We start from the raw sequence: 21,367 nt of genomic DNA on the forward strand, positions 1-21,367 counted from the left end.
GTCCCTGGAACGTGCCGGGATTCTTGCAAAGCCCTGCACGTTCCCGGTCACCGGTCATTACCGGTATGACAAGATCACGGCGATAATCGGGGCATGGTTCCAGCCCGGCGGGCGTCCTAGATGGCGGCCGAGTCCTCGCAGACCCTGGAGCGCGGCCTGCGGCTGCTGCGGCTGCTCGCCGACGGCCGACGGGGCCGTACCCCCACGGAGCTGGCCACGGAGCTGGGGCTCAGCCGCCCGGCGGTGTACCGGCTGCTCACCACCCTGCAGAACGAGGGCTTCGTCCGCAGGGACGGCGGCGGCCGGGTCCACCTGGGCTTCGGCGTCCTGGTCCTGGCCCGCGCGGTGCAACCGCTGCTGCGCGAGGACGCCCTGCCCACCCTGCGCAAGCTCGCCGAGGAGGTCGGGGCGACCGCGCACCTGACGGTGGCCGAGGGCGACGAGGGCCTGGCGGTCGCGGTGGTCGAGCCCTCCTGGACGAACATGCACGTCGCCTACCGCGAGGGGTCGCGCCACCCGCTCACCCGGGGTGCCGCCGGGCTGGCCATTCTCGCCCTGCGCGAGGGCCGCACCGGCTACCTGGCCTCCGAGGGACAGCTCCAGGAGGGAGCGCGGGGTGTCGCCGCCCCCGTGCCCGGCCTGCCCTGGCTGGAGGCGTCGGTGGGCGTGGTCGCCTTCACCGCCCTGGACCCCGACGTCGTCGGCCCCCGCGTCGCCGTCGCGGCGGCCGAGCTGTCCGGCTCACTGACCTGAGAACACCGCAGGCCTGAGGACACCGCTGCTTTGAGAACACCGGTGCGGGTGCCACGGGGAAAACGGGGTGCCGGGCCGATCTGTGATCGTTACCGTGAGGTCGGACTCTGTGACCGTCCTGGAGGGTGCGGATGAACCACGTCCTGACGACCGGCCGGCTGGTACTGCGGCCGGTGCGCGCCCGTGACCTGGACGAACTGCGCGCGCACTGGACCTCCCCTGAGGTACGACGGTTCCTGTTCGACGGGGACGTCCTGTCCGCGGCGGAGATCGCGGAGATCGTCGAGACGAGCGAGCAGGACTTCGCCGCGTCGGGGTACGGCGTGTGGACCGTCCGGAAACGTGAGGGGATCGAGCAGGGAGCCGAGTCGCAGGGGGCCGAGCTGCTCGGGACGGCGGGCCTGCGGTCCCTGGAGGGGGTCGGGGTCGAGGTGGTCTACAGCCTGGCACCGTCCGCCTGGGGGTACGGCTACGCGACCGAGGCGGCGCGGGCCGTGGTCGAGCACGCGCTGGACACCCTGGGCCTGCCCGAGGTGCTGGCCGAGGTCGACGAGGGCAACGCCGCGTCCGTCGCCGTCGCCGAACGCCTCGGCATGACCCCCTTCGAGACGATCCCCGGCCTGCTCGGCCCGATGACCCGCTACCGCCGGACCCGCTGACGCGCGCGCCGGAGACCGGCCGCCGGGTCCCGTTCACCGGTCGGCGAGCAGGTCGAGCGGGTGGCGGCGAGCTCCGTCCGGTCGCCGGGTCCCGTTCACCGGTCGGCGAGCAGGTGGGCGACGAGTTCCGTCCGGTTGGCGAGGCCGAGTTTGGCCAGGATGCTGCGCACGTGACTCTCGACGGTGCGCTCGCTGAGCACCAGCCGTTCGGCGATCCTCCGGTTCGACAGCGCCTGCGCGACCAGCCCGGCCACCTCGCGTTCCCTGGCGGTGAGCGGGTCGCCGGTGCGGCGTCCGGCCTCCAGGGTGACGAGCAGCCGGTCGGCGCGGTCGAGCGGTCCCGGCATGCCGAGCCGCCGGGCCTCGGCCGCGGCCCGGACGGCCAGGGCCGTCGCCTCGGCCCGGTCCCCGGGCGTCCCCCGGCGCAGCAGCACGCCGGCGAGCGCGAGCCAGGTGTGGACGAGCCAGGGCCGGGCGTCGAGCCTGATGTCGATCTCGGCGGCGGCCCGCAGCGTGTCCGCGGCCTCGTCGAGCCGTCCCGTCACCGCGGCCATCCGGCCGAGCGGGCGCGCGCAGGAGCCGCCGCAGAAGGTGTGCGCGTTGCCGGGAAGCCCGCCCGCCCCCGCCCAGGGCAGCCACCGGGCGTACGCCCACCCGGCGGCCTCGGCGTCGTCGAACGCCTCGGCGAGCTCGGTCAGGTGCTGCAGCAGTCCCATCCCGCCCACCCCGGGCACGGGATCGCGCAGCAGCGGCCGCAGGTGCTCGTACCGGGCGAACGCCTCCTCGTGGTTCCCGTCCAGGTACAGGCAGAGGGTGTGGGCGGCCTCGACGACCGGGATCGGCGGCAGCGCCGCGAAGGTCTCCCGATACCCGGCGGGCAGGTCGCCGCGGTCACCGCGCAGGAGCGCCATGAGCTGCGCGAAGACGTCGGTGGTGACGCGGGCGAGGGGGTCGCCCATCCTGGCGGCGATCTCCCCGGCCTCGGCCGACGCCGAGCGCGCGCGGTCGAACCGGCCCGACAGGGCCGAACGCGCCGCCGACACGCGCAGGTGGTACCAGCGGGCCACCGGCAGCCGCGTGGCCGAGGCCAGCTCGCCGAGCCGGGTGATCTCGTCGTCGACCGCCGCGAGGTCGGCGAGCTGGTAACCCGCGTCGACGCGCCAGACATGACCGCGTACGGCGGCCATGGGCCTGCCGTCTCGTGTCCCGGTCCGGATGGCGAGCTCGCCCATCCGCAGGCGTTCGGCCACGTCCCCCGGCCGGTCGAGGACCGCGACCCGGGCCCGTCCGGCGTCCAGCAACGCGACCGGATCGCCGCACTCCTCCGCCAGACGCAGCGCCTCCCGCGACTCCCGTACGGCACCCGGGGTGCGGCCTGTCTCGGTCACCAGGCACGCCTTGCGCGCGAGCAGGCGCGCACGGGCGACGTTCACCGGCAGGACGACCGCGTCACGGTTCCCGGCCGTCTCCCCAACGGCCTCCTGCGAACCGGCCGCGTCACGACTTCTCACCGTCCTGGGACCGGGACCGGGCTTGGGCTCGGACGCGGCGTCGAGGGCGGACAGCGCCCGGTCGCAGAGCGCGGCCGTCCTCGTCGCGATCGCCGGGTCTCCGATCCCGCAGATGACGAGCGCGGCGGCGGTGAGCAGGTCGGGACGACCGGCGGCCTGCGCGGCGTCCGCCGCCCGGTCGCAGTACCGGACGCTGTGCGCCATCCGCCCCGCGTACCGTTCGGCGATCGCGAGCTCGACGAGCAGCTCCGCCGGCTCGCCCTGCCCGACCCCGGCGCGGCCGAGCGACTCCAGCGCCCGACGGAGCAGCCGGGCCGCCTCCTCCGGGGCCAGTGACCGCAGCGCGTGCGCGGCGGCGGTCCGCGTCCAGCGCACCGCGGCCCGCAGCGTCTCGGGGTCCTCCCCGGCCTGCCGCCAGTGGGCCGCGATACGGGCGGCATGGACGGGATCCGCGCCGATCCGCCGGTGCAGCGACTCGGCGGCCCTGCGGTGCAGCTCCGGGACGACCGGCGCCGACCCCGCGACGACGCCCTCACGGATCAGGGCGTGGGCAAACCGGTACCGGGGCGGCGCCTGACCCGTCGGGACGACGAGGCCCGCGCCGGCGAGCGCGTCGAGATAACCGGAGACCTCGGCGACCGGCAGGCCCCCGACGTCGGAGAGCAGCACCGGGTCGAGGTCCTCGCCGAGCACCGCCGCCACGCTCGCCGTGTCCCGCACCGCCGGTTCCAGCCCGCCGAGCATCTTCGCGACGAGGAGGCGCAGATCCGCCGGAGGCAACCCGGGAAGACGTCCCCCGCCGTCCCGGCCCGCGGAATCGCCTCCGGACCCCTCCCCGGGCCTCCCCCCGGAGGAACCGTCTCCGGAATCGTCTCCGGCACCTCCTGCGGAATCACCTCCGGGACCGCCTCCGGGACCTCCTGTGGAATCACCTCCGGGATCGTCTCCCGCGCCGGTCTCCGCCAGTGCACGCGCCATCGCCGACACCAGGAGCGGTGACCCGCCGGTGCGCTCGTGCACCGCCCCGGCCAGCCCGGCGCCACCGGGCAGGACCGCGAGATAGCGCGCGACGTCCCGTACCGCCAGCGGCCCGAGCGCGATCGTCCGTGCCGCGCGGCTGCGGGCGGCCTCGGCGACGGTCGCGGCGAACCCGCCGTCCCGCCCGAGCGCGACGTCCCGGTAGGTGGCGATGACGAGCAGGTGCGCGTCCGCGGCCTCGAAGGCGACGTGACCGAGCATGGCCAGTGACGCCTCGTCGGCGTCGTGCAGGTCCTCGACGACCACGACGAGCCCTCCGGCGTCCCGCGCGGCCTCGGTGAGAACGTCGGTGAGCGTCGTGAGCATCCGGAAGCGCGCCGAGGCGGACTCGAACCCGTCCACGGCGGACGCGAAGGCCCCGTCCGCGAGAGCGAAGGAACCCACCGCGGGAGTGAGGACGGACAGCCGGGCGGTGACGCGCAGCCACGGCCAGAGCGGCGGGACGCCCTCCCCCGCCGGGCAGCGGCCCCACACCACCGCGGCCTCGTCCGCGACGGCCTCCTCCACCAGGCGCGACTTGCCGATCCCGGCCGGCCCGGAGACCAGGACGACCCCGCCCCGGCCCTCGCGGGCGGCCGTGATCCGCTCGCGCAGCACCGCCGTCTCGCGCTCGCGCCCGACGAAGGCGTCCGGGGTACGGCGGATGTCCACCCTTCGAGTCTGCCAGCACGGGACGCGGAACACCTGCCCATATGTCCGGGACCGACCACCGCCCGGAGCCGCCCACCGTCAACCGTCCACGACGGACACCGATCGCGGTGAACGCCGATCCCCACGGACACAGGTCACGACGGACACCGGTCACCACGGAATCGGTACCGCCTTTCAGTACTGCCCCTGATGTCCCCGGCCCCCGTCGGGCCGACGCTCGTCCTACCGGCCGGGTGAACGCCCGGCCCTCGGAGACGGAGGAGAAGACCCATGGAGCTGCACGAGTACGCCCGCCATGACGCCGTCGGACTGCGTGACCTGATCAGGGCGGGGGAGGTGACCGCCGCCGAGGTCGAGGCGGTCGCCAGACGGGCGCTGCGGGAGGCGGACGCGCGGGTGAACGGCCTGGCGCTGCCGGTGTTCGAGGAAGCGCTCTCGCACTCCGCCGACGGCCCGCTCGCCGGGGTTCCGTTCCTGATCAAGGACAACGGGCCGGTGGCGGAAGGGGTGCCGTTCTGCTGCGGGAGCCGGAGCATCCCGGGGATCGTCGCCGACCACGACACCGACATGATGGCGCGGTTCCGCGCCGCAGGGCTGGTCACCCTGGGCATGACCACCGTGCCGGAGATGCTGATCAGTTTCTCCACCGAGTCGGTCAGGTACGGGCCCACCCTCAACCCCTGGGACCCGGAACGGGGTGTGGGCGGGTCGAGCGGCGGTGCCGCCGCCATGGTCGCGGCCGGGGCGGTTCCCGTCGCGCACGGCAGCGACGGCGCCGGTTCCCTCAGGATCCCCGCCTCCTGCTGCGGGCTGGTCGGCCTCAAGCCGAGCCGGGGCAGGACCCCGTGCGGTCCCGACCTGGGTGAGGCGCTGTTCGGGCTCGCCTGCGAGTTCGCGCTGACCCGGACGGTCCGCGACACCGCCCACCTGCTGGACGCCGTCCACGGGCCGGGCGTCGGCGACAAGTACACCGCGCCGCCTCCCGTACGCCGGTACGCCGACGAGCTCGGCGCCGACCCGGGGGTGCTGCGGGTGGCCGTGACCTCGCGGTCCTGGTCGGGTACGGCGGTGGACCCCGAGGTGGCAGCGGCGGCCGTCGAGGTGGGCCGGGTCCTGGAGAAGGCCGGGCACGTCGTCACCGAGGCGGGTCCGGCCGTCGACGGGGAGACCGTGCTGCGCGCCATGGTGCCGACCGCGGTCCTCGCCGTCGCCGCTCCCCTGCTCACGGCCCTGCGGCCACCGGACTCGGCCACGGTGGAGGCCGTCACCCTGCGGGCCTTCGAGGAGGCGAAGGAGCTGGGCATCGGCCGCCTGATGGCCGCCTTCGACACGCACAACCGGCTGAGCCGGTCGGTGGGGGCGTTCTTCACCGGACACGACGTCCTGGTCACCCCCACCCTGGGGCGGCTGCCCGCGCCGCACGGCACCCTGCGCTACGACGACCCCGAGCACACCGTGACGAGCTGGCTGGAGTCGATGTTCGACTACGGCCCGTTCACCGCGCTGTTCAACATCTCGGGCCAGCCCGCGATCAGCCTGCCGCTGGGCCGGAGCACGGGCGGGCTGCCGATCGGGGTGCAGCTCGTCGCCGCCTACGGCCGCGAGGACCTGCTGCTCCGCATGGCCTCCCACCTGGAGGAGGCCATGCCCTGGAGGCACCGGACCCCCGCCCTCCCGTCCTGACGAACCGGCGTCCCCGCCCGACGGAACCGGTTTCCCGGCCCGACGGCCGGGGACGCACCACCTGACGGCCCGGGACGTCCCAGAACTCGGGCCTGAGGAACCGGGACGGCCCGGGACTCCGGCCTAAGAAACCGGGACGTCCCGGGAGGGCGTCCACCCCCGGGTACGGCCCCTACCGGCATGTTTGACATCTCTCCCGCCCTGACCGATCGTTGTACGTATAGAGGACGTATGCGTCCGATAAGCGGACAGAGCGGGAGAAGCGGATGCCGTACTACCGGGTCGTGGGAGAGATCCCCCGCAAGCGGCACGTGCAGTTCCGGCGGCCCGACGGCGGGCTGTACGCGGAGGAGCTGATGGGTGAGGAGGGGTTCTCCAGCGACTCGTCGCTGCTGTACCACCGCCACCTCCCCACGGCGATCATCAAGGCCGAGGCCGTCGCGCCCGACGAGACCGGCAGGCTGGTGCCCAACCTGCCGCTCTCCCCGCGCCACCTGCGCACCCAGGACCTTCCCGACGGGGGCGACCTGGTCACCGGCCGCGGCCTGCTCGCGGGCAACGCCGACGTCCGCCTCTCGTACGCCGCCACCGACGTCGCCAGCGGCCTCTACCGCAACTCCATGGGCGACGAGTGCGTCTACATCGCGAGCGGGCGGGTCAGGTTCGAGTCGACGTACGGGGTGATCGAGGCCGGGGAAGGTGACTACGTGGTCGTCCCCACCGGGACGATCCACCGGTGGGTGCCGCAGGGCCGGGTCACCGCGTTCACCGTCGAGGCGTCCGGGCACATCCGGCCCCCCAAGCGCTACCTGTCGAAGTACGGTCAGTTCCTGGAGCACGCCCCCTACTGCGAGCGCGACCTGCGGACCCCGCAGGAGCCGCTGGTCGTCGAGGGCGAGGAGGTGCCGGTGCTGGTCCGCACGCGCGGCGGCCTCACCCGGCTGGTCTACCGCGAGCACCCGTTCGACGTGGTCGGCTGGGACGGCTGCCTCTACCCGTACGCGTTCAACATCAACGACTTCGAGCCGATCGTGAAGCGCACCCACGCCCCGCCGCCGGTGCACCAGACCTTCGAGGGCCCGAACTTCGTGATCTGCTCGTTCTGCCCCCGGCCGCTCGACTTCCACCCGGACGCGATCCCGATCCCGTACAACCACCACAACGTCGACTCCGACGAGCTGATGTTCTACGCGGGCGGCGACTACACCGCGCGCCGGGGCTCGGGCATCGACGTCGGCTCGGTCTCGCTGCACCCCGCCGGGTTCACCCACGGCCCGCAGCCGGGTGCCGTCGAGGCGGTCATCGAGGCGGTACGGCAGGGGCACACGGAGACGACCGAGCTGGCCGTGATGGTCGACACCTTCCGCCCCCTCGACCTGGGCCCGGCCGGGCTGTCGGTGGAGGACCCCGGCTACGCGTGGACATGGGCCCGGTGACGGACGCGGGCCCCCGTACGAGCGGGGGCCCGTCGACCGGCACCGGCCCGGCGGTGAACACGAGCACGGTGACACCCGCGAGCACCGTGACGAACGCGAGCACGGTCACACCCGCGGGCACGGTCACGCGCCCGCGGCTGGGTAGGGACAGGCCATGAGCGCAGACGCGAGCACGCACGCCGGCGGGGCCACGGGGACGGGAACGGGCGCCGGGACCCCACCCCTGTTCCGCGGGCTCGTCGACGACGCCGGGCTCTTCCCGCCGACCGCACTGCCGATGTCCGAGGCGCTGGAACGGCACAGGAACGACCTGGCGGGCGGCGATCCGGTGCTCACCCACCGGTTCCTCTGCCCGGCCGGCCGCCTGGACGAGTTCCGGGAGCGGGTGACCTTCCCGATCCGGCTCGGCCTGATCCTGGACGTGCCCGACCTCCCCCCGCTGGGCGACCTCGCCGTGGAGCTGGTCGAGGTACGGCAGGGACCGGGCGAGACGCCCGGGGACGTGGCCGATCGGCTGGCCGGCCGGATGCCCGCCGGAGCCCGGCTCTTCGTCGAGGTCGTCCCCGGCGACCCGGCGAACCTGCCGCGCGACGCCTCCGGGCCCGGCCTGAAGGTCCGCTGCGGTGGACCGGCCGCCGACGCCTTCCCGCGCGCCGAGGACCTGGGGGCCCTGATCGCGCACTGCGCCGAGCACGGCGTGCCGTTCAAGGCGACGGCGGGGCTGCACAACGCGGTCCGCCACTTCGATCCCGCGCTGGGCGTGGACCGGCACGGCTTCCTCAACCTGGTCCTCGCGGTGTGCGCGGCCGTACAGGGGCGCGACCCGGTGGCCGTGCTGAAGCTGACCGACGTCGGCGGGCTGGTGCGGACGGCCCAGGCCGTGCCCGAGGAGGTCGCCACGCGCGCCCGGGAGCTGCTGGTCTCCTACGGGTCGTGCAGCACGGGCACCCCGATCGACGACCTGGTCGCCCTGGGCCTGATCGCGCACCGCCCGCCCTCCCCCGGGACCGGCCCCGGCCCCGTGCCCGGTACGACGTTCGACACAGCAGAGGAGATCGCGTGATGTCTTGGGGTCCGGAGAACCTGCCCTACGGAGTCTTCTCCCGCCAGGAGGGGCAGACCCCCCGGGTCGGCGTCCGGTACGGCGACCACGTTCTCGACCTCGCCGAGGCCCTGCACGACGAGGTGTTCGCCACCGGCTCGCTCAACGCCTTCATGTCCAGGGGCCCGGCCGCGTGGCGGGCCACCCGGACGCTGATCCAGAACAAGCTGAGCACCGACCGCGCGGTGACCGAGGGGCACCTCGTCCCGCTGGACCAGGTCACCCTGCACCTGCCGTTCGAGGTGGCCGACTACGTCGACTTCTACTGCTCGCTGGAGCACGCCTCCAACCTGGGCCGGATGTTCCGCCCGGACGGCGAGCCGCTGATGCCCAACTGGCGGCACCTGCCGGTCGGCTACCACGGCAGGGCCGGGACGGTCGTCCCCTCCGGCACCCCGATCGTCCGGCCGGTCGGGCAGCGCGGCGCCGGGGTCTTCGGCCCGTCCGCCAAGCTGGACATCGAGGCGGAGCTGGGGTTCGTGGTGGGCGTCCCGACGGCCCTGGGAGAGCGGGCCGGGCGGTTCGAGGACCACGTGTTCGGCGTGACGCTGGTGAACGACTGGAGCGCTCGCGACATCCAGGCCTGGGAGTACGTCCCCCTCGGCCCCTTCCTCGGCAAGTCCTTCGCCACCTCGGTCTCCCCGTGGGTCACCCCGCTCGCGGCCCTGTCCGAGGCCCGCGTCGAGGGACGGAGCCAGGACCCGGAGCCGCCCGCCTACCTGAGCAGGCAGGATCCGTGGGGGCTGGACGTGCGGCTGGAGGTCGCGGTGAACGGCGAGGTGGTCTCCCGGCCGCCGTACCGGGACATGTACTGGACGCCCGACCAGATGCTCGCCCACATGACCGTCAACGGCGCGTCCCTGCGTACCGGCGACCTCTACGCCAGCGGCACGGTCTCCGGCGCCGAGCAGACCGAACGTGGCTCGCTGATCGAGCTGAGCTGGAACGGGACCGAGCCGTTCAAGCTCCCCGACGGCTCGACGCGGAGCTTCCTGGAGGACGGGGACGTCGTCACGATCACCGCCACGGCTCCCGGGCCGGGCGGCGCCGTGATCTCCCTGGGCGAGGTCTCGGGGAGGATCGAGCCCGCGCGGTAGGCCCCCGGACGTCTTTCCCGGCCCCTTTTCCTGACGCCTTTCCCGGCCGTCTCATCGGCGGCCGGACAAAGGCGGCCCCTGACAGTATTCGTACGAAGACATACGGTGGAGAAGGAACCTCCCGGACATCCGTCCCGTTGTACGAGTAGGAGGGCCGGAGCATGGATTACTGGGTCATCTGGCTGATCGTGGCCGTCGTTCTGGGGATCGCCGAGATCTTCACCCTGACCACCGCCCTCGGCCTGCTCGGAGGCGCCGCCCTCTTCGGCTCCATCGCCGCCGTCCTCGGGCTGCCGGTGCCGCTCCAGCTGGTGGCCTTCACGATCGCCCTGGGCGCGGGGGTGACCGTGGTGCGGCCCATCGCCAAGCGGCACCTGGCCCAGCGGCCCCGGGGGGAGCGGTTCGGGATCCAGGCGCTCGTGGGCAAGACCGCCTACGTTCTCCGCGAGGTGACCGGCCGGGACGGCCGGGTGCGGATCGGCGGTGAGGAGTGGTCGGCCAGGGCCTACGACGAGACCCTGGTGATCCCCGCCGGCGCGACCGTCGACGTGATCGAGATCGAGGGCGCGACCGCGCTCGTGTATCCCCGGGAGTGACACATGGACGCTCTACTCATAGCCGGACTCCTCGTCGTCCTGTTGGCGGTCTTCACCGTGATCCGTTCGGTGCGCATCGTCCCGCAGGCGCGGGCCCGCAACGTGGAACGGCTCGGCCGCTACCACAGCACCCTCGGGCCGGGTCTGAACTTCGTGATCCCGTACATCGACCGGGTCTATCCGATGATCGACCTGCGTGAGCAGGTCGTCTCCTTCAAGCCCCAGCCGGTGATCACCGAGGACAACCTCGTCGTCGAGATCGACACCGTTCTGTACTTCCAGGTCACCGACCCGCGTGCGGCGGCGTACGAGATCGCCAACTACATCCAGGCCGTGGAGCAGCTCACGGTCACCACGCTGCGCAACGTGGTCGGCTCGCTGGACCTGGAGATGACGCTGACCTCGCGTGACACGATCAACAGCCAGCTGCGCGGCGTGCTCGACGAGGCGACCGGCAAGTGGGGCATCCGGGTCAACCGGGTGGAGATCAAGGCCATCGACCCGCCCAAGAGCATCAAGGAGGCGATGGAGAAGCAGATGCGCGCCGAGCGGGACAAGCGCGCCGCGATCCTCAACGCCGAGGGCCAGCGGCAGTCGCAGATCCTCACCGCCGAGGGTGACAAGCAGAGCGCGATCCTGCGGGCCGAGGGTGACCGGAGCGCCGCGATCCTCAAGGCCGAGGGCCAGTCGCAGGCCATCGACGAGGTCTTCCAGGCGGTGCACCGCAACGACCCCGACCCCAAGCTGCTGGCCTACCAATACCTCCAGGTCCTGCCCGAGCTCGCCAAGGGCCCGAACAACACGTTCTGGGTGATCCCCAGCGAGGTCACCTCCGCCATCCAGGGCGTCTCCAAGGCGTTCACCGAGGCGCTGCCGCAGTCGTCGGCCACCCGCGAGGCCCCCAGGGTCAACGAGGCCGCGGCCGCGGAGCGCAAGCTGGCCGAGCAGGCCGCGGCCGACGCGGTCGCCGAGGCGGCCGAGGCCGACCTGGGCCCGCGCCAGCTCAGCGCCGGCCCCTCGCGCCTGCCCGGTGACGGCCTCACGAACGGTCTCCCCGAAGGCCTCCCTGACGGCCTCACGGGCGGCCGGGAGGAACGTCAGGAGCACCCCGTCGCCCAGAAGGAGCGGCACACCCCCACCCCGTGACCCCGCCCTCCCCGCTTCCGGGGAGGAAGGGCCCGGCCCGGTCGCCCTCCCGTCGGGAGGCCCCGCCCGCGGGGCCACCCGCCGGACCTACCCGGCGGCCTGGCCCACCGGAAGCGGAAGCGGGTCGTCGAGCGTGATCGCGTTCTTGGCCCGGTCGATCGACTCCTCGGCGGCCGGGCCGCCGGGGTTCTCCAGGGCGAGGGCCTGGTTGAGCTCGACGAACGGACGCATGCGCTCCTCGTAGCGGGCGAACGCGGCACGGTGGTCGCCCGCGGCCGAGCCGAGCTCGGCGGCGAGCACGTAGGCGCCGACCAGGGCCAGGCTGGTGCCCTGGCCGGACAGCGGTGAGGCGCAGTAACCGGCGTCGCCGAGCAGCACCACCCTGCCGGCCGACCAGCGCTCCATGCGGACCTGCGCCATCGCGTCGAAGTAGAAGTCGGACGCCGGCCACATGCGCTCGATCATCGCCGGGACCTCCCAGCCCAGGCCCTCGAACCGTTCGGCGACGAGCCTCCTGAGGCCCTCGGCGTCGCGGTGGTCGATCGCGAACGGCTCGGCCCCGAAGCCCAGGGTGATCCTCAGCTCGGTGTTGCCGCGTACCGGGTAAAGGCCGCAGCCGGCGTCGCCCTCCCTGAACCAGATCTGCCAGTCCTCAAGGCCCAGGAAGTTGTCCGTGCCGTAGATCGCCAGGTAGGTGCCGAGGTGGTGGAGGAAGCGCTCCTCCGCGCCGAAGGCCAGCCGGCGCACGTTCGAGTGCAGCCCGTCGGCGCCGACCACCAGGTCGAAGGTGCGCGCCGGCCCGCGCTCGAAGGTGACCCGGACGCCGTCCTCGTCCTCCTGCAGGGAGGTGACGGAGTCGTCGAAGACGTACTCCACGTCGTGGCGGGTGCGCTCGTGGAGCAGCAGGGTGAGGTCCTCGCGCAGCAGTTCCACGTCGTCACCGTCGAGCCGTCCGGAGCTGAAGGTCGCCTCGGTGGAGCGGAACAGCTCGTTGCCGTCGCGGTCGAGCACGGACATGCCGCGCATGCGGGTACGGGCCTCACGCACCCGGGCCCCGATGCCCATCCGCTCGGCGACCTCCAGGGCCACCCCCCGGATGTCGACGGCCTGGCCGCCCGTGCGCGGGGCGGGTGCCCGCTCGACGACGGTCGGGGTGAAGCCGCCCCGGTGCAGCCAGTACGCCAGTGCGGGTCCGGCGACGCACGCGCCGGAGATGAGCACGGTCTTCATGAATCCTCCAGATACGGTGTACACGGCTGAATGTACATCGTACACAGAGGCTTCCCAAGTGGCCCGAGAAGCTTCCTGTACTAGGACAGAAAGGGCGCGGCCGGGATTCCCCTGCTAGCCTCTGTACTAGTACAGAGAAAAAAGGAGGCGCCGTGGCCGCGGACATCGACCCGCCCTACCTGCGCATCGTCGCCGAGATCAGGCGCCGGATCGCCGACGGCGAGCTGTCCCCCGGTGACCGGGTGCCCTCGACCCGGCAGATCGCCGCGCGGTGGGGCGTCGCGCTGGCCACCGCCACCAGGGCCCTGACCACCCTGCGCCAGGAGGGGACGGTGGAGACCCGGCCCCGCGTCGGCACCGTGGTCGCCGCCGGACCGGCACGGGCACGCCGCCGTACGAGCGCGGCCTCCCCTCCCGCGCCCGCCTCGTCCGGGTCCGCGACCTCCGGGTCCGCGATCTCCGGGCCCCGGCACCGGGTGGCGGCCCCGGGTCCCGACGGTGAGCTGACCCGCGAGCGGATCGTCCGCGCCGCCATCGAGATCGCCGACGAGGAGGGGCTGGCCGCGCTGTCCATGCGCGGCGTCGCGGCCCGGCTGGGCGTCTCGACCATGTCGCCGTACCGTCACGTGAACGGCAAGGACGACCTCGTCCTGCTGATGGCCGACGCCGCGTTCGGCGAGGAGACCCACCCCGGCGGTCCCGGCGGTCCCGGCCGCCTCGGTCACCCCCCCGGCCCCGGCACCTCCGGCGACTGGCGCCCCCGCCTGGAGATGGCCGCGCGGGCGCTGTGGACGCTGTACCGCCGCCATCCCTGGCTGGCGCACATCGGCCCGCTGCACCGGCCGCTGACGGTGCCGAGCCTGCTGGTGTACGCCGAGTGGGTGCTGAGCGCCCTCGACGGCCACGGCCTCGAACCGGCGACCATGCTCGACCTGCACATCCTGCTCTACAACTACGTGCAGGGCATCGCGGTCAACCTGGAGCGGGAGACCCAGGCCGAGGCCGTCAGCGGGCTGTCGGACGAGCAGTGGTGGGACGCCAACGGGCCCGCCATCGCCGCCGTCTTGGCCTCGGGCCGCTATCCGACCTTCGCCCGGGTCACCGCGGCCGTCGACGGCTACGACCTCGACCTGGACGAGCTGTTCGAGTTCGGCCTCGGGCCGCTGCTCAACGGCGTCGCGGCGATCGTCGAGGCCCGGTCCGGTGACGGCTGAGCAGGGCGGGAGCCGTCTACCTCCTGGTTTGCAGTCGGATGTCCGGGTACTCCTCTAGGACTCGGGAACCGGGTGTGAAGCAATGCCGTCGGTGGGGTTAAGAAAACCGCGATGGACACCCCGAAGGCCACGGGGCACAGTGCGTAGGGTCGGAACGAGGGGAGATCCGCGATGAAGGCACTGGTCAAGGAACGGGCCGAGCCCGGCCTGTGGCTGGCGGACGTGCCGGAGCCGTCCATCGGCGCCGGGGAGGTGCTGATCAAGGTGCTGCGCACCGGCATCTGCGGCACCGACCTGCACATCCGGAGCTTCGACGCCTGGGCCCGGCAGACGCTGCGGACACCGCTGATCGTCGGCCACGAGTTCTGCGGCCAGGTGGTCGAGGTGGCGCCCGGGGTGGAGGACATCGCCCCCGGCGACCTGGTCAGCGGGGAGGGGCACATCGTCTGCGGCAAGTGCCGCAACTGCATGGCCGGCCGGCGGCACCTGTGCCGCAACACGATCGGCCTGGGGGTGAACCGCGACGGCGCCTTCGCCGAGTACGTGACGCTCCCGGCCTCCAACGTCTGGGTGCACCGGACGCCGGTCGACCCGGACATCGCGGCGATCTTCGACCCGTTCGGCAACGCCGTGCACACCGCCCTGACCTTCCCCATGGTCGGCGAGGACGTGCTGATCACCGGTGCCGGGCCGATCGGGCTGATGGCCGCCGCGGTGGCCACGCACGTGGGCGCCCGCAACGTGGTCATCACCGACGTCAGCCCCGAACGGCTGGAGCTGGCCCGCAAGCTCGGCGTGACGCTGGCGCTGAACGTCGCCGAGACGCACGTCCAGGAGGGCATGCACGAGCTGGGCATGCGCGAGGGCTTCGACGTGGGCCTGGAGATGTCGGGCAACCCCCGGGCGCTCCGCGAGATGATCGCCAACATGTCGCACGGCGGGAAGATCGCCATGCTCGGCCTGCCCTCATCCGAGTTCGCCGTCGACTTCGCGACCGTCGTGACCTCGATGATCACCCTCAAGGGCATCTACGGCCGGGAGATGTACGAGACCTGGTACGCCATGTCCGTGCTGCTGGAGAAGGGCCTGGACCTGTCCCCCGTGATCACCGACCGCTTCTCCTACCGCGACTTCGACGCGGCCTTCGACACCGCCGCCGGTGGCAAGACCGGCAAGATCATCATGGATTGGACGGCCTGATGTTCGACAACGTTCGCGACGACCTCCGTACCACCCTGGACGAGATCGCCGAGGCGGGCCTGCTCAAGCCCGAGCGGGTCATCACCACCCCGCAGCGCGCCGGGATCGCGGTCGCCGGGGGCGGGCGGGTGCTCAACTTCTGCGCCAACAACTACCTCGGGCTGGCCGACCACCCCGAGGTGGTCGCCGCCGCCAAGGAGGCGCTGGACCGCTGGGGCTTCGGCATGGCGTCGGTCCGCTTCATCTGCGGCACCCAGGAGGTGCACAAGGAGCTGGAGGCGCGGCTGTCGGCCTTCCTGGGCCAGGAGGACACGGTCCTGTACAGCTCGTGCTTCGACGCCAACGGCGGGGTGTTCGAGACGCTGCTCGACGACCGGGACGCGGTCATCTCCGACGCGCTCAACCACGCCAGCGTCATCGACGGCATCCGGCTGTCCAAGGCGCGGCGGCTGCGCTACGCCAACCGCGACCTGGCCGAGCTGGAGGCGCGGCTCAAGGAGTCCTCCGACGCCCGGCGCAGGCTGATCGTCACCGACGGCGTCTTCTCCATGGACGGCTACGTCGCCCCGCTGGCGGAGATCTGCGACCTGGCCGACCGCTACGACGCCATGGTGATGGTCGACGACTCGCACGCCGTCGGTTTCGTCGGCGACCACGGCGGCGGCACCCCCGAGCTGCACGGCGTACGCGACCGGGTCGACATCCTCACCGGCACGCTCGGCAAGGCGCTCGGCGGGGCCAGCGGCGGCTACGTCGCGGCGCGCAAGGAGATCTGCGAACTGCTCCGCCAGCGCTCGCGTCCCTACCTGTTCTCCAACTCCCTGGCACCGGTGATCGCCGCCTCCTCGCTCCGCGTCCTGGACCTGATCAGCGGTTCGGACGAGGCCAGGACGCGGCTGCGCGCCAACACCGCGCGCTTCCGCACCGGCATGACCGAGGCCGGATTCGACATCCTGCCGGGCGACCACCCCATCGTCCCGGTGATGATCGGCGACGCCGCCGAGGCCGGGGCGATGGCCGAGCGCCTGCTGGAGCGGGGCGTCTACGTGATCGGCTTCTCCTACCCGGTGGTCCCGCACGGCCAGGCCCGGATCCGGGTCCAGCTCTCGGCGGCCCACTCGGCCGAGGACGTCGACCACGCGATCGAGGCGTTCGTCGCCGCCCGCGGCTGAGCCCTCCGCCCTCGCCCCCGGACCGCCGGTCCCGCGAGCGGGGCCGGGCACGGGACGCGGGTGATCTCGGCGACAATACAGGCGTGATAGACACGCGGCGGCTCAGGACCCTGCGCGCGGTCGCCGATCACCGTACGGTCACCGCGGCCGCGGCGGCGCTGCACCTGACCCCCTCGGCGGTCTCCCAGCAGCTCCTCGCCCTGGAGCACGAGGTGGGACACCGGCTGCTCGACCGCGACGGCCGGGGCGTGCGGCTGACCGCCGTGGGCCGCATCCTGCTCGGTCACGCCAACGAGGTCCTCGCCCAGCTGGAGCGGGCCGGGGCCGACATCGCCTCCCACACCGCCGGTACGGCGGGCGAGGTGACGGTGGCCTCCTTCGCCACCGCGATCGGCCTGGTCGTGGCCCCGGCGGTCGGCGTCCTGCGCGACAGGGAGCCGGGCATCCGGGTGCGCGTCCTGGACGCCGAGGGCGACCAGAGCCTCACCATGGTCCTGGACGGGGCGGTGGACGCGGCCGTGGCCGTGGAGTACCGCGGGGCCCCGGCCGAGGACGACCGGCGGCTCTCGCGCGTCCCGCTGTACTCCGAGCCCTTCGACGTGGTGCTCCCGAGGGACCACCGCCTGTCCGGGAGCGAGGTGACGGTCGCGGACCTGTCGGGCGAGACCTGGATCGGCCCCTACCCGGGCAATCCCTGCCACGACGTGATCGCCCTGGCCTGCGAGCACGCGGGCTTCACCCCGGAGTTCGCCCACTCCTCCGACGACTTCAGCGCGGTGGTCGCGCTGGCCGCCGCCGGGGCCGGGGTGGCGATGGTGCCGCGCCTCGCCCTGCGCGGCATCGGCCTGTCGGGCGTGACGGTCCGCGAGGTCGCGGGCCCCGAACGCCGCGTCTTCGCCGCCGTACGCCGGGGCGCGGAGCGCCATCCCCTGCTCGTCCCGCTGCTGGAGGTCCTGCGCGACACCGCGACGGCCCTGCGCCGTACCGCGCCCGCGTAGGACGGCCACGGCCTCGCCTGTGATCCCGGCAGGGCTTCCGGCACCGGACGGCGTGCAGGCGTGGGGCCCGTCGTTCACGAGCGCGTCCCACGAGCCGTACCCGTTCTTCCGAATACCCGGATTCAATGATGAGTCGACCTATAATAAACGTCCTTATCATTGACGGAGATGCGCATGGACAAACCCGCGGAGATGTTCGACCGCGACTACGAATGGTCGGAACTGTCACGCTTCGTCCGCTATCCGGGGTCCGAGGCGACGCTCGGCGTGGTGTCCGGACGCCGCCGCCAGGGGAAGACCTTCCTCCTGGACGCGGTCTGCCGGGCCACGGGCGGGTTCTACTTCGCCGCGACCGAGGCGACCGAGACTGAATCTCTCCAGCAGTTCGGCACGGCGCTCGCCCGTCACCTCGGAGAGCCGGTCCCTCGCAGGTTCGCGAACTGGGACGAGGCCATCGAGTTCCTCATGACCATCGCCGTCGCCGGACCGACTCCCGTGGTCATCGATGAGTTTCCCTATCTGGCCAAGGCCTCCCCGCACCTGCCCTCCCTGATCCAGCGGGCTCTCGGACCCCAGGGGCAGCGCCACGGCAGCGCGGTACGGCTCCTGCTGTGCGGGTCGGCCCTGTCCTTCATGGGCTCACTCCTCGCGGGAACCGCACCACTCCGTGGTCGTGCGAGCCTGGAGCTGGTGGTCCCCACCCTTGACTACCGGCTGGCCAGGGATTTCTGGGGCATCGCCGATCCAGCCCTGGCGTTGCTGGTCAACGCCGTCGTCGGCGGTACCCCCGCCTACCGACGCGAATTCACCCTCGGCGACGTCCCCGCCGGGATCGAGGACTTTGGGCCGTGGGTGACGCGCAACGTGCTCAACCCGGGTCGTCCCCTGTTCCGCGAGGCCCGGTTCCTCCTCGCCGAGGAGCCCGAACTGCGGGACGTCGCCCTGTACCACGGTGTCCTGTCGGCGATAGCGAACGGCAACCACACCCGGGGCGGCATCGCCGGGTACCTCGGCCGTAAGTCCACTGATCTGAGCCATTCCCTGACGCTCCTGGAGGACGTCGGGATGATCACCCGGGATCCGGACGCCTTCCACGGCAAACGCTCCACCTACCGCATCACCGAGCCCATCCTCGGCTTCTACCACGCGATCATGAGACCGGAGTGGACCGACCTGGAGCGTCCCGGTTACGCCGAACAGGTCTGGCACCGTTCACAGACGGCGTTCCGCAGCAAGGTCCTCGGCCCGCACGTCGAGCACCTGGCCCGTACCTGGGCGCGCTGGTACGCCCATGCCGACACCCTCGGCGGCCTGCGCACCCGTGTCGCCTCCGGCGTCCTGCCCGACCCCGCCGCCAAGAGCAGCCACGAGATCGACGTCGTCGTCTTCGGCCGCGACGACGAGGGCAGGGAGGTCATCCTCGCGATCGGTGAGGCGAAGTACGGCGACGTCATCGGCCGTGGTCACCTTGAGCGCCTCGAGCGCCTCCGGGAACTTCTCGTCCGTCGCGACGACCGCGCCACCCCGGGCACCCGGCTTCTGTTGTTCGGCGCCGCCGGCTTCATGCCCCAGCTGCGGGAGACCGCACGGGACCGCGTGGACGTTCAGCTCGTCGACCTGACCCGTCTCTACGAGGGTTCCTGAACCCTCACGTCCTGTGAAGGGCGTGGCGCCGGGTCGTCCTCGGTGCGGGGGGACACGAGCAGGGCGGCCAGCAGGCAGGCCGCGGCCGTCGCGAGGACGAGGGTCACGCCGGTGCGCGTCCCGGGCGCGACCAGCAGGATCCAGCCGAACGCGGCGGTGCCGAGCGAGCCGCCGAGCTGGCGGGCGAAGGTCAGGGTGCCCATCGCCGCGCCGATCTGCTCGGGACGGGCACGCCCTTGGGCGAGCAGCGTGTACGCCTGCATCGACAGGCCCAGGGCGCCGCCCGCCAGGGCCATGCCGAGCACGGCGATCGCGACCGACAGCGGGCGCGGGGCCTGGTGCAGGGCGGGCAGCAGGGCCAGCGCCGCCGTACCGGCGACGCCCATGACGAGGGCGAGACGGCCCCAGCCGGTGACGGCCGGCCGGCGGCGGGCCAGGACCGAGAAGGCAGAGGTGGCCGCGAGCTGGCCACCGGTCAGGGCCAGCAGCAACAGGCCCGTCCGCGCGCCGTCCGCGCCGGTCCCCTCCTGGACGGCCATCGGGACGAAGGCGAAGGTGCCGAACAGCGCGACACCGGCCAGGCCGGTCGCGACGACGCCGCGGGCCAGGCCGCGATCGGCGAAGAGGGACGGCGGGATCAGCGGCTCGGCGGCCCGGCGCTCGGTCCGGACGAACAGGACCGCGCAGACGGCGACGGCCGCGGCCACGGCGCCGGCGCCGAGCGGGCTGCGGGCCAGGGACTCGGAGGCTCCCAGCGCGACCGTCCCACCGCCGACGGCCGTGACGAGCAGGGCGCCCGTCAGGTCGAACGGGGTACGGGCCCGCTCCGGCGGCCTTCCCGGGAGCCCGCGCAGCGCCAGGAGGGCGGCGACGGCACAGAGCGGGAGGTTGATCGTGAAGATCCACCGCCAGCCGGGTCCGGCCGCCAGCAGACCGCCCAGGGGCGGCCCGGCCAGCGAGGAGAGCGCCATGACGCCGATCAGGTACCCCTGGCGCCTGATCAGCTCCTCGCGGGTGAACATCTGCGCCAGTGCGCTGATCGCGGTGACCACCAGGCCGCCCCCGCCGACGCCCTGGACCGCCCGCGCGGCGATCAGGGCGGGCAGCGAGGGTGCCAGTGCGCAGGCCAGCGATCCGGCGGCGAAGGCCGCCAGTGCGCCGTGGAAGACCGCGCGGCGGCCGAGCAGGTCGCCGAGCTTGCCGTGCACGGGGGTGGAGACGGTGACGGTGAGCAGGTAGACGGCGGTGACGGCGGCGATCGCGCCGCCCGATCGCAGGTCGGCGGCCATGGCCGGGAGGGCGGCGACCACGACGTTGCCGTCCAGCTGGGCCATGAACATGCCCGCCAGCAGGGCGGCGAAGGCGGACCGCGCCGCGCGGGAGGACCGGGAGGGCACGGCGGTGCCGCCGGAAGGAGGTGCGTGCATATCGCACACATTACGATGATTGCGATATGCACGCAATGTACGGCGAGACGATCTCGTGAGGTCAGGCCGGACATTCCGTCGTCGCGAAAATGAAAACGATTATTTACATGACCATGGTGACTACTTTATGCTGTCGTTCGATCACCCTTCGACATGACAGGAAGTAGGTGAGCACATGCCGGACAACGGCACGGAGATCCCTCCCGACCCCCGGGTGGCCTTCACGGACCTGACGACGGCCGACACGGGCCAGACCGATCAGCGCCCCGGGGTGTCCGACCGCACCGCGGTGGCCGCCAAGGGCGGCGACCCCCTGCCCCCGCTGGCCGACGAGGAGCTCGACGACAGACCGCTGGCCCTGCGCTTCACGGAAACGGCATCGGAGGAGTAGACATGCAACTGCGCTTCCGCAACCGCTACAGCTCCAAGGTGTGGGTCGCGATCATGTTCTACAGCCCGGACGGCTGCCGCGACTACGGCCAGTGGGGCACCCGGGGCTGGTGGGCGATCGACCCGGGCGGTGAGGCGTTCGTCCTCAACACCACCAACCGCTACGCCGCCTTCTACGCCGAAGCCGCCAACGGGGCCGTCTGGACCGGCCCGTACGGCCCGATGTACGTCTACCAGAACGCCTTCGACTCCTGCCTGGGCATCGGCAGCACCGCCGCCAGGCTCGTCGGCACCCGCCTGGTCGACATGAACGGTTACTCGACCTACTACGTGAACCTCACCGCCTGACGCGCTCCGCCCCCTGACGCGCCACCCGGCAGCGGCCGGTCCGGTGCGACGGTACGGCGGACGCGGATGAGC

18 protein-coding genes are annotated in these 21,367 nt (G+C 72.8%); 15 read left to right on the forward strand and 3 right to left on the reverse strand.

Features of this window, described 5'->3' with window-relative positions; all coding sequences use genetic code 11:
- The first annotated feature begins 120 nt into the window (after positions 1–120).
- On the forward strand, positions 121–753 hold the full coding sequence (locus ABD832_RS25190; protein WP_344899593.1) for an IclR family transcriptional regulator: 633 nt from the start codon (positions 121–123) through the stop codon (positions 751–753).
- A 131-nt stretch (positions 754–884) separates the two neighbouring features.
- Positions 885–1,412, forward strand: coding sequence for a GNAT family N-acetyltransferase (locus tag ABD832_RS25195; RefSeq protein ID WP_344899595.1), 528 nt, complete (start codon positions 885–887; stop codon positions 1,410–1,412).
- 95 nt (positions 1,413–1,507) lie between these two features.
- Here ABD832_RS25195 and ABD832_RS25200 read toward each other — a convergent pair whose 3' ends face one another.
- The gene (locus ABD832_RS25200) at positions 1,508–4,612 is read right to left on the reverse strand and encodes a helix-turn-helix transcriptional regulator (RefSeq protein WP_344899597.1); all 3,105 of its coding nucleotides are present in this window, start codon (positions 4,610–4,612) and stop codon (positions 1,508–1,510) included.
- 270 nt (positions 4,613–4,882) lie between these two features.
- Between ABD832_RS25200 and ABD832_RS25205 the strand changes: the two genes are divergently transcribed.
- The 6 genes from ABD832_RS25205 to ABD832_RS25230 all read left to right on the forward strand — a co-directional run bounded on the left by ABD832_RS25205 (position 4,883) and on the right by ABD832_RS25230 (position 11,672).
- Positions 4,883–6,295, forward strand: coding sequence for an amidase (locus ABD832_RS25205; RefSeq protein ID WP_344899599.1), 1,413 nt, complete (start codon positions 4,883–4,885; stop codon positions 6,293–6,295).
- Between the two features lie 266 nt (positions 6,296–6,561).
- Positions 6,562–7,731 (forward strand): homogentisate 1,2-dioxygenase, encoded by a 1,170-nt coding sequence (locus tag ABD832_RS25210; protein ID WP_344899601.1) that lies wholly within the window; start codon positions 6,562–6,564, stop codon positions 7,729–7,731.
- Positions 7,732–7,885: 154 nt separating this feature from the next.
- Positions 7,886–8,794: a hypothetical protein gene (locus tag ABD832_RS25215; protein ID WP_344899603.1), complete on the forward strand. Its 909-nt coding sequence runs from the start codon at positions 7,886–7,888 to the stop codon at positions 8,792–8,794.
- Positions 8,794–9,930 carry a fumarylacetoacetase gene (gene fahA, locus ABD832_RS25220; protein ID WP_344899605.1) on the forward strand — a complete coding sequence of 379 codons (1,137 nt, stop codon included), beginning with the start codon at positions 8,794–8,796 and terminating at the stop codon, positions 9,928–9,930. The genes ABD832_RS25215 and fahA overlap by 1 nt, the downstream gene beginning before the upstream one ends.
- Before the next feature lie 161 nt (positions 9,931–10,091).
- Complete coding sequence (locus ABD832_RS25225; protein ID WP_344899607.1) at positions 10,092–10,526, forward strand: NfeD family protein; 435 nt, start codon at positions 10,092–10,094, stop codon at positions 10,524–10,526.
- A 3-nt stretch (positions 10,527–10,529) separates the two neighbouring features.
- Complete coding sequence (locus ABD832_RS25230) at positions 10,530–11,672, forward strand: SPFH domain-containing protein (RefSeq protein WP_344899609.1); 1,143 nt, start codon at positions 10,530–10,532, stop codon at positions 11,670–11,672.
- Positions 11,673–11,759: 87 nt separating this feature from the next.
- On the opposite strand, the gene ABD832_RS25235 is transcribed toward ABD832_RS25230, so the two are convergent.
- Positions 11,760–12,902 (reverse strand): FAD-dependent monooxygenase, encoded by a 1,143-nt coding sequence (locus ABD832_RS25235; RefSeq protein WP_344899611.1) that lies wholly within the window; start codon positions 12,900–12,902, stop codon positions 11,760–11,762.
- Between the two features lie 152 nt (positions 12,903–13,054).
- On the opposite strand from ABD832_RS25235, the gene ABD832_RS25240 reads away from it, so the two are divergent.
- The 5 genes from ABD832_RS25240 (at position 13,055) to ABD832_RS25260 (ending at position 19,130) form a co-directional block, all read left to right on the forward strand.
- Complete coding sequence (locus ABD832_RS25240; protein ID WP_344899613.1) at positions 13,055–14,116, forward strand: TetR/AcrR family transcriptional regulator C-terminal domain-containing protein; 1,062 nt, start codon at positions 13,055–13,057, stop codon at positions 14,114–14,116.
- Positions 14,117–14,287: 171 nt separating this feature from the next.
- Entirely contained in the window at positions 14,288–15,316 is a 1,029-nt protein-coding gene (gene tdh / locus ABD832_RS25245; protein ID WP_344899615.1) for an L-threonine 3-dehydrogenase, read from the forward strand.
- Positions 15,316–16,488 carry a glycine C-acetyltransferase gene (locus ABD832_RS25250; protein WP_344899617.1) on the forward strand — a complete coding sequence of 391 codons (1,173 nt, stop codon included), beginning with the start codon at positions 15,316–15,318 and terminating at the stop codon, positions 16,486–16,488. The genes tdh and ABD832_RS25250 overlap by 1 nt, the downstream gene beginning before the upstream one ends.
- Before the next feature lie 83 nt (positions 16,489–16,571).
- Complete coding sequence (locus tag ABD832_RS25255) at positions 16,572–17,486, forward strand: LysR family transcriptional regulator (RefSeq protein ID WP_344899619.1); 915 nt, start codon at positions 16,572–16,574, stop codon at positions 17,484–17,486.
- Positions 17,487–17,660: 174 nt separating this feature from the next.
- Positions 17,661–19,130 carry an AAA family ATPase gene (locus ABD832_RS25260; RefSeq protein ID WP_344899621.1) on the forward strand — a complete coding sequence of 490 codons (1,470 nt, stop codon included), beginning with the start codon at positions 17,661–17,663 and terminating at the stop codon, positions 19,128–19,130.
- Here the strand turns inward: ABD832_RS25260 and ABD832_RS25265 are convergent.
- Positions 19,115–20,557: an MFS transporter gene (locus ABD832_RS25265; RefSeq protein ID WP_344899623.1), complete on the reverse strand. Its 1,443-nt coding sequence runs from the start codon at positions 20,555–20,557 to the stop codon at positions 19,115–19,117. The two genes, ABD832_RS25260 and ABD832_RS25265, sit on opposite strands and share 16 nt — an antisense overlap.
- A gap of 175 nt (positions 20,558–20,732) precedes the next feature.
- Between ABD832_RS25265 and ABD832_RS25270 the strand changes: the two genes are divergently transcribed.
- Together ABD832_RS25270 and ABD832_RS25275 are read left to right on the forward strand one after the other, a co-directional pair.
- Positions 20,733–20,948 (forward strand): hypothetical protein, encoded by a 216-nt coding sequence (locus ABD832_RS25270; RefSeq protein WP_344899625.1) that lies wholly within the window; start codon positions 20,733–20,735, stop codon positions 20,946–20,948.
- 2 nt (positions 20,949–20,950) lie between these two features.
- Positions 20,951–21,295: a DUF1036 domain-containing protein gene (locus ABD832_RS25275; RefSeq protein WP_344899627.1), complete on the forward strand. Its 345-nt coding sequence runs from the start codon at positions 20,951–20,953 to the stop codon at positions 21,293–21,295.
- Positions 21,296–21,367: the final 72 nt, after the last annotated feature.

Origin of the sequence: Streptosporangium longisporum, assembly GCF_039534895.1 — a bacterium.
GTDB classification, from domain to species: Bacteria; Actinomycetota; Actinomycetes; order Streptosporangiales; family Streptosporangiaceae; genus Streptosporangium; species Streptosporangium longisporum.

Coding starts and splice junctions, on each gene's coding strand:
- ABD832_RS25250 (WP_344899617.1), top strand. CDS start 15,316: ATGTTCGACAACGTTCGCGACGACCTCCGTACCACCCTGGACGAGATC.
- ABD832_RS25260 (WP_344899621.1), top strand. CDS start 17,661: ATGGACAAACCCGCGGAGATGTTCGACCGCGACTACGAATGGTCGGAA.
- ABD832_RS25275 (WP_344899627.1), top strand. CDS start 20,951: ATGCAACTGCGCTTCCGCAACCGCTACAGCTCCAAGGTGTGGGTCGCG.
- ABD832_RS25195 (WP_344899595.1), top strand. CDS start 885: ATGAACCACGTCCTGACGACCGGCCGGCTGGTACTGCGGCCGGTGCGC.
- ABD832_RS25235 (WP_344899611.1), bottom strand. CDS start 12,902: ATGAAGACCGTGCTCATCTCCGGCGCGTGCGTCGCCGGACCCGCACTG.
- ABD832_RS25265 (WP_344899623.1), bottom strand. CDS start 20,557: ATGCACGCACCTCCTTCCGGCGGCACCGCCGTGCCCTCCCGGTCCTCC.
- fahA (WP_344899605.1), top strand. CDS start 8,794: ATGTCTTGGGGTCCGGAGAACCTGCCCTACGGAGTCTTCTCCCGCCAG.
- ABD832_RS25215 (WP_344899603.1), top strand. CDS start 7,886: ATGAGCGCAGACGCGAGCACGCACGCCGGCGGGGCCACGGGGACGGGA.
- ABD832_RS25230 (WP_344899609.1), top strand. CDS start 10,530: ATGGACGCTCTACTCATAGCCGGACTCCTCGTCGTCCTGTTGGCGGTC.
- tdh (WP_344899615.1), top strand. CDS start 14,288: ATGAAGGCACTGGTCAAGGAACGGGCCGAGCCCGGCCTGTGGCTGGCG.
- ABD832_RS25270 (WP_344899625.1), top strand. CDS start 20,733: ATGCCGGACAACGGCACGGAGATCCCTCCCGACCCCCGGGTGGCCTTC.
- ABD832_RS25190 (WP_344899593.1), top strand. CDS start 121: ATGGCGGCCGAGTCCTCGCAGACCCTGGAGCGCGGCCTGCGGCTGCTG.
- ABD832_RS25210 (WP_344899601.1), top strand. CDS start 6,562: ATGCCGTACTACCGGGTCGTGGGAGAGATCCCCCGCAAGCGGCACGTG.
- ABD832_RS25205 (WP_344899599.1), top strand. CDS start 4,883: ATGGAGCTGCACGAGTACGCCCGCCATGACGCCGTCGGACTGCGTGAC.
- ABD832_RS25225 (WP_344899607.1), top strand. CDS start 10,092: ATGGATTACTGGGTCATCTGGCTGATCGTGGCCGTCGTTCTGGGGATC.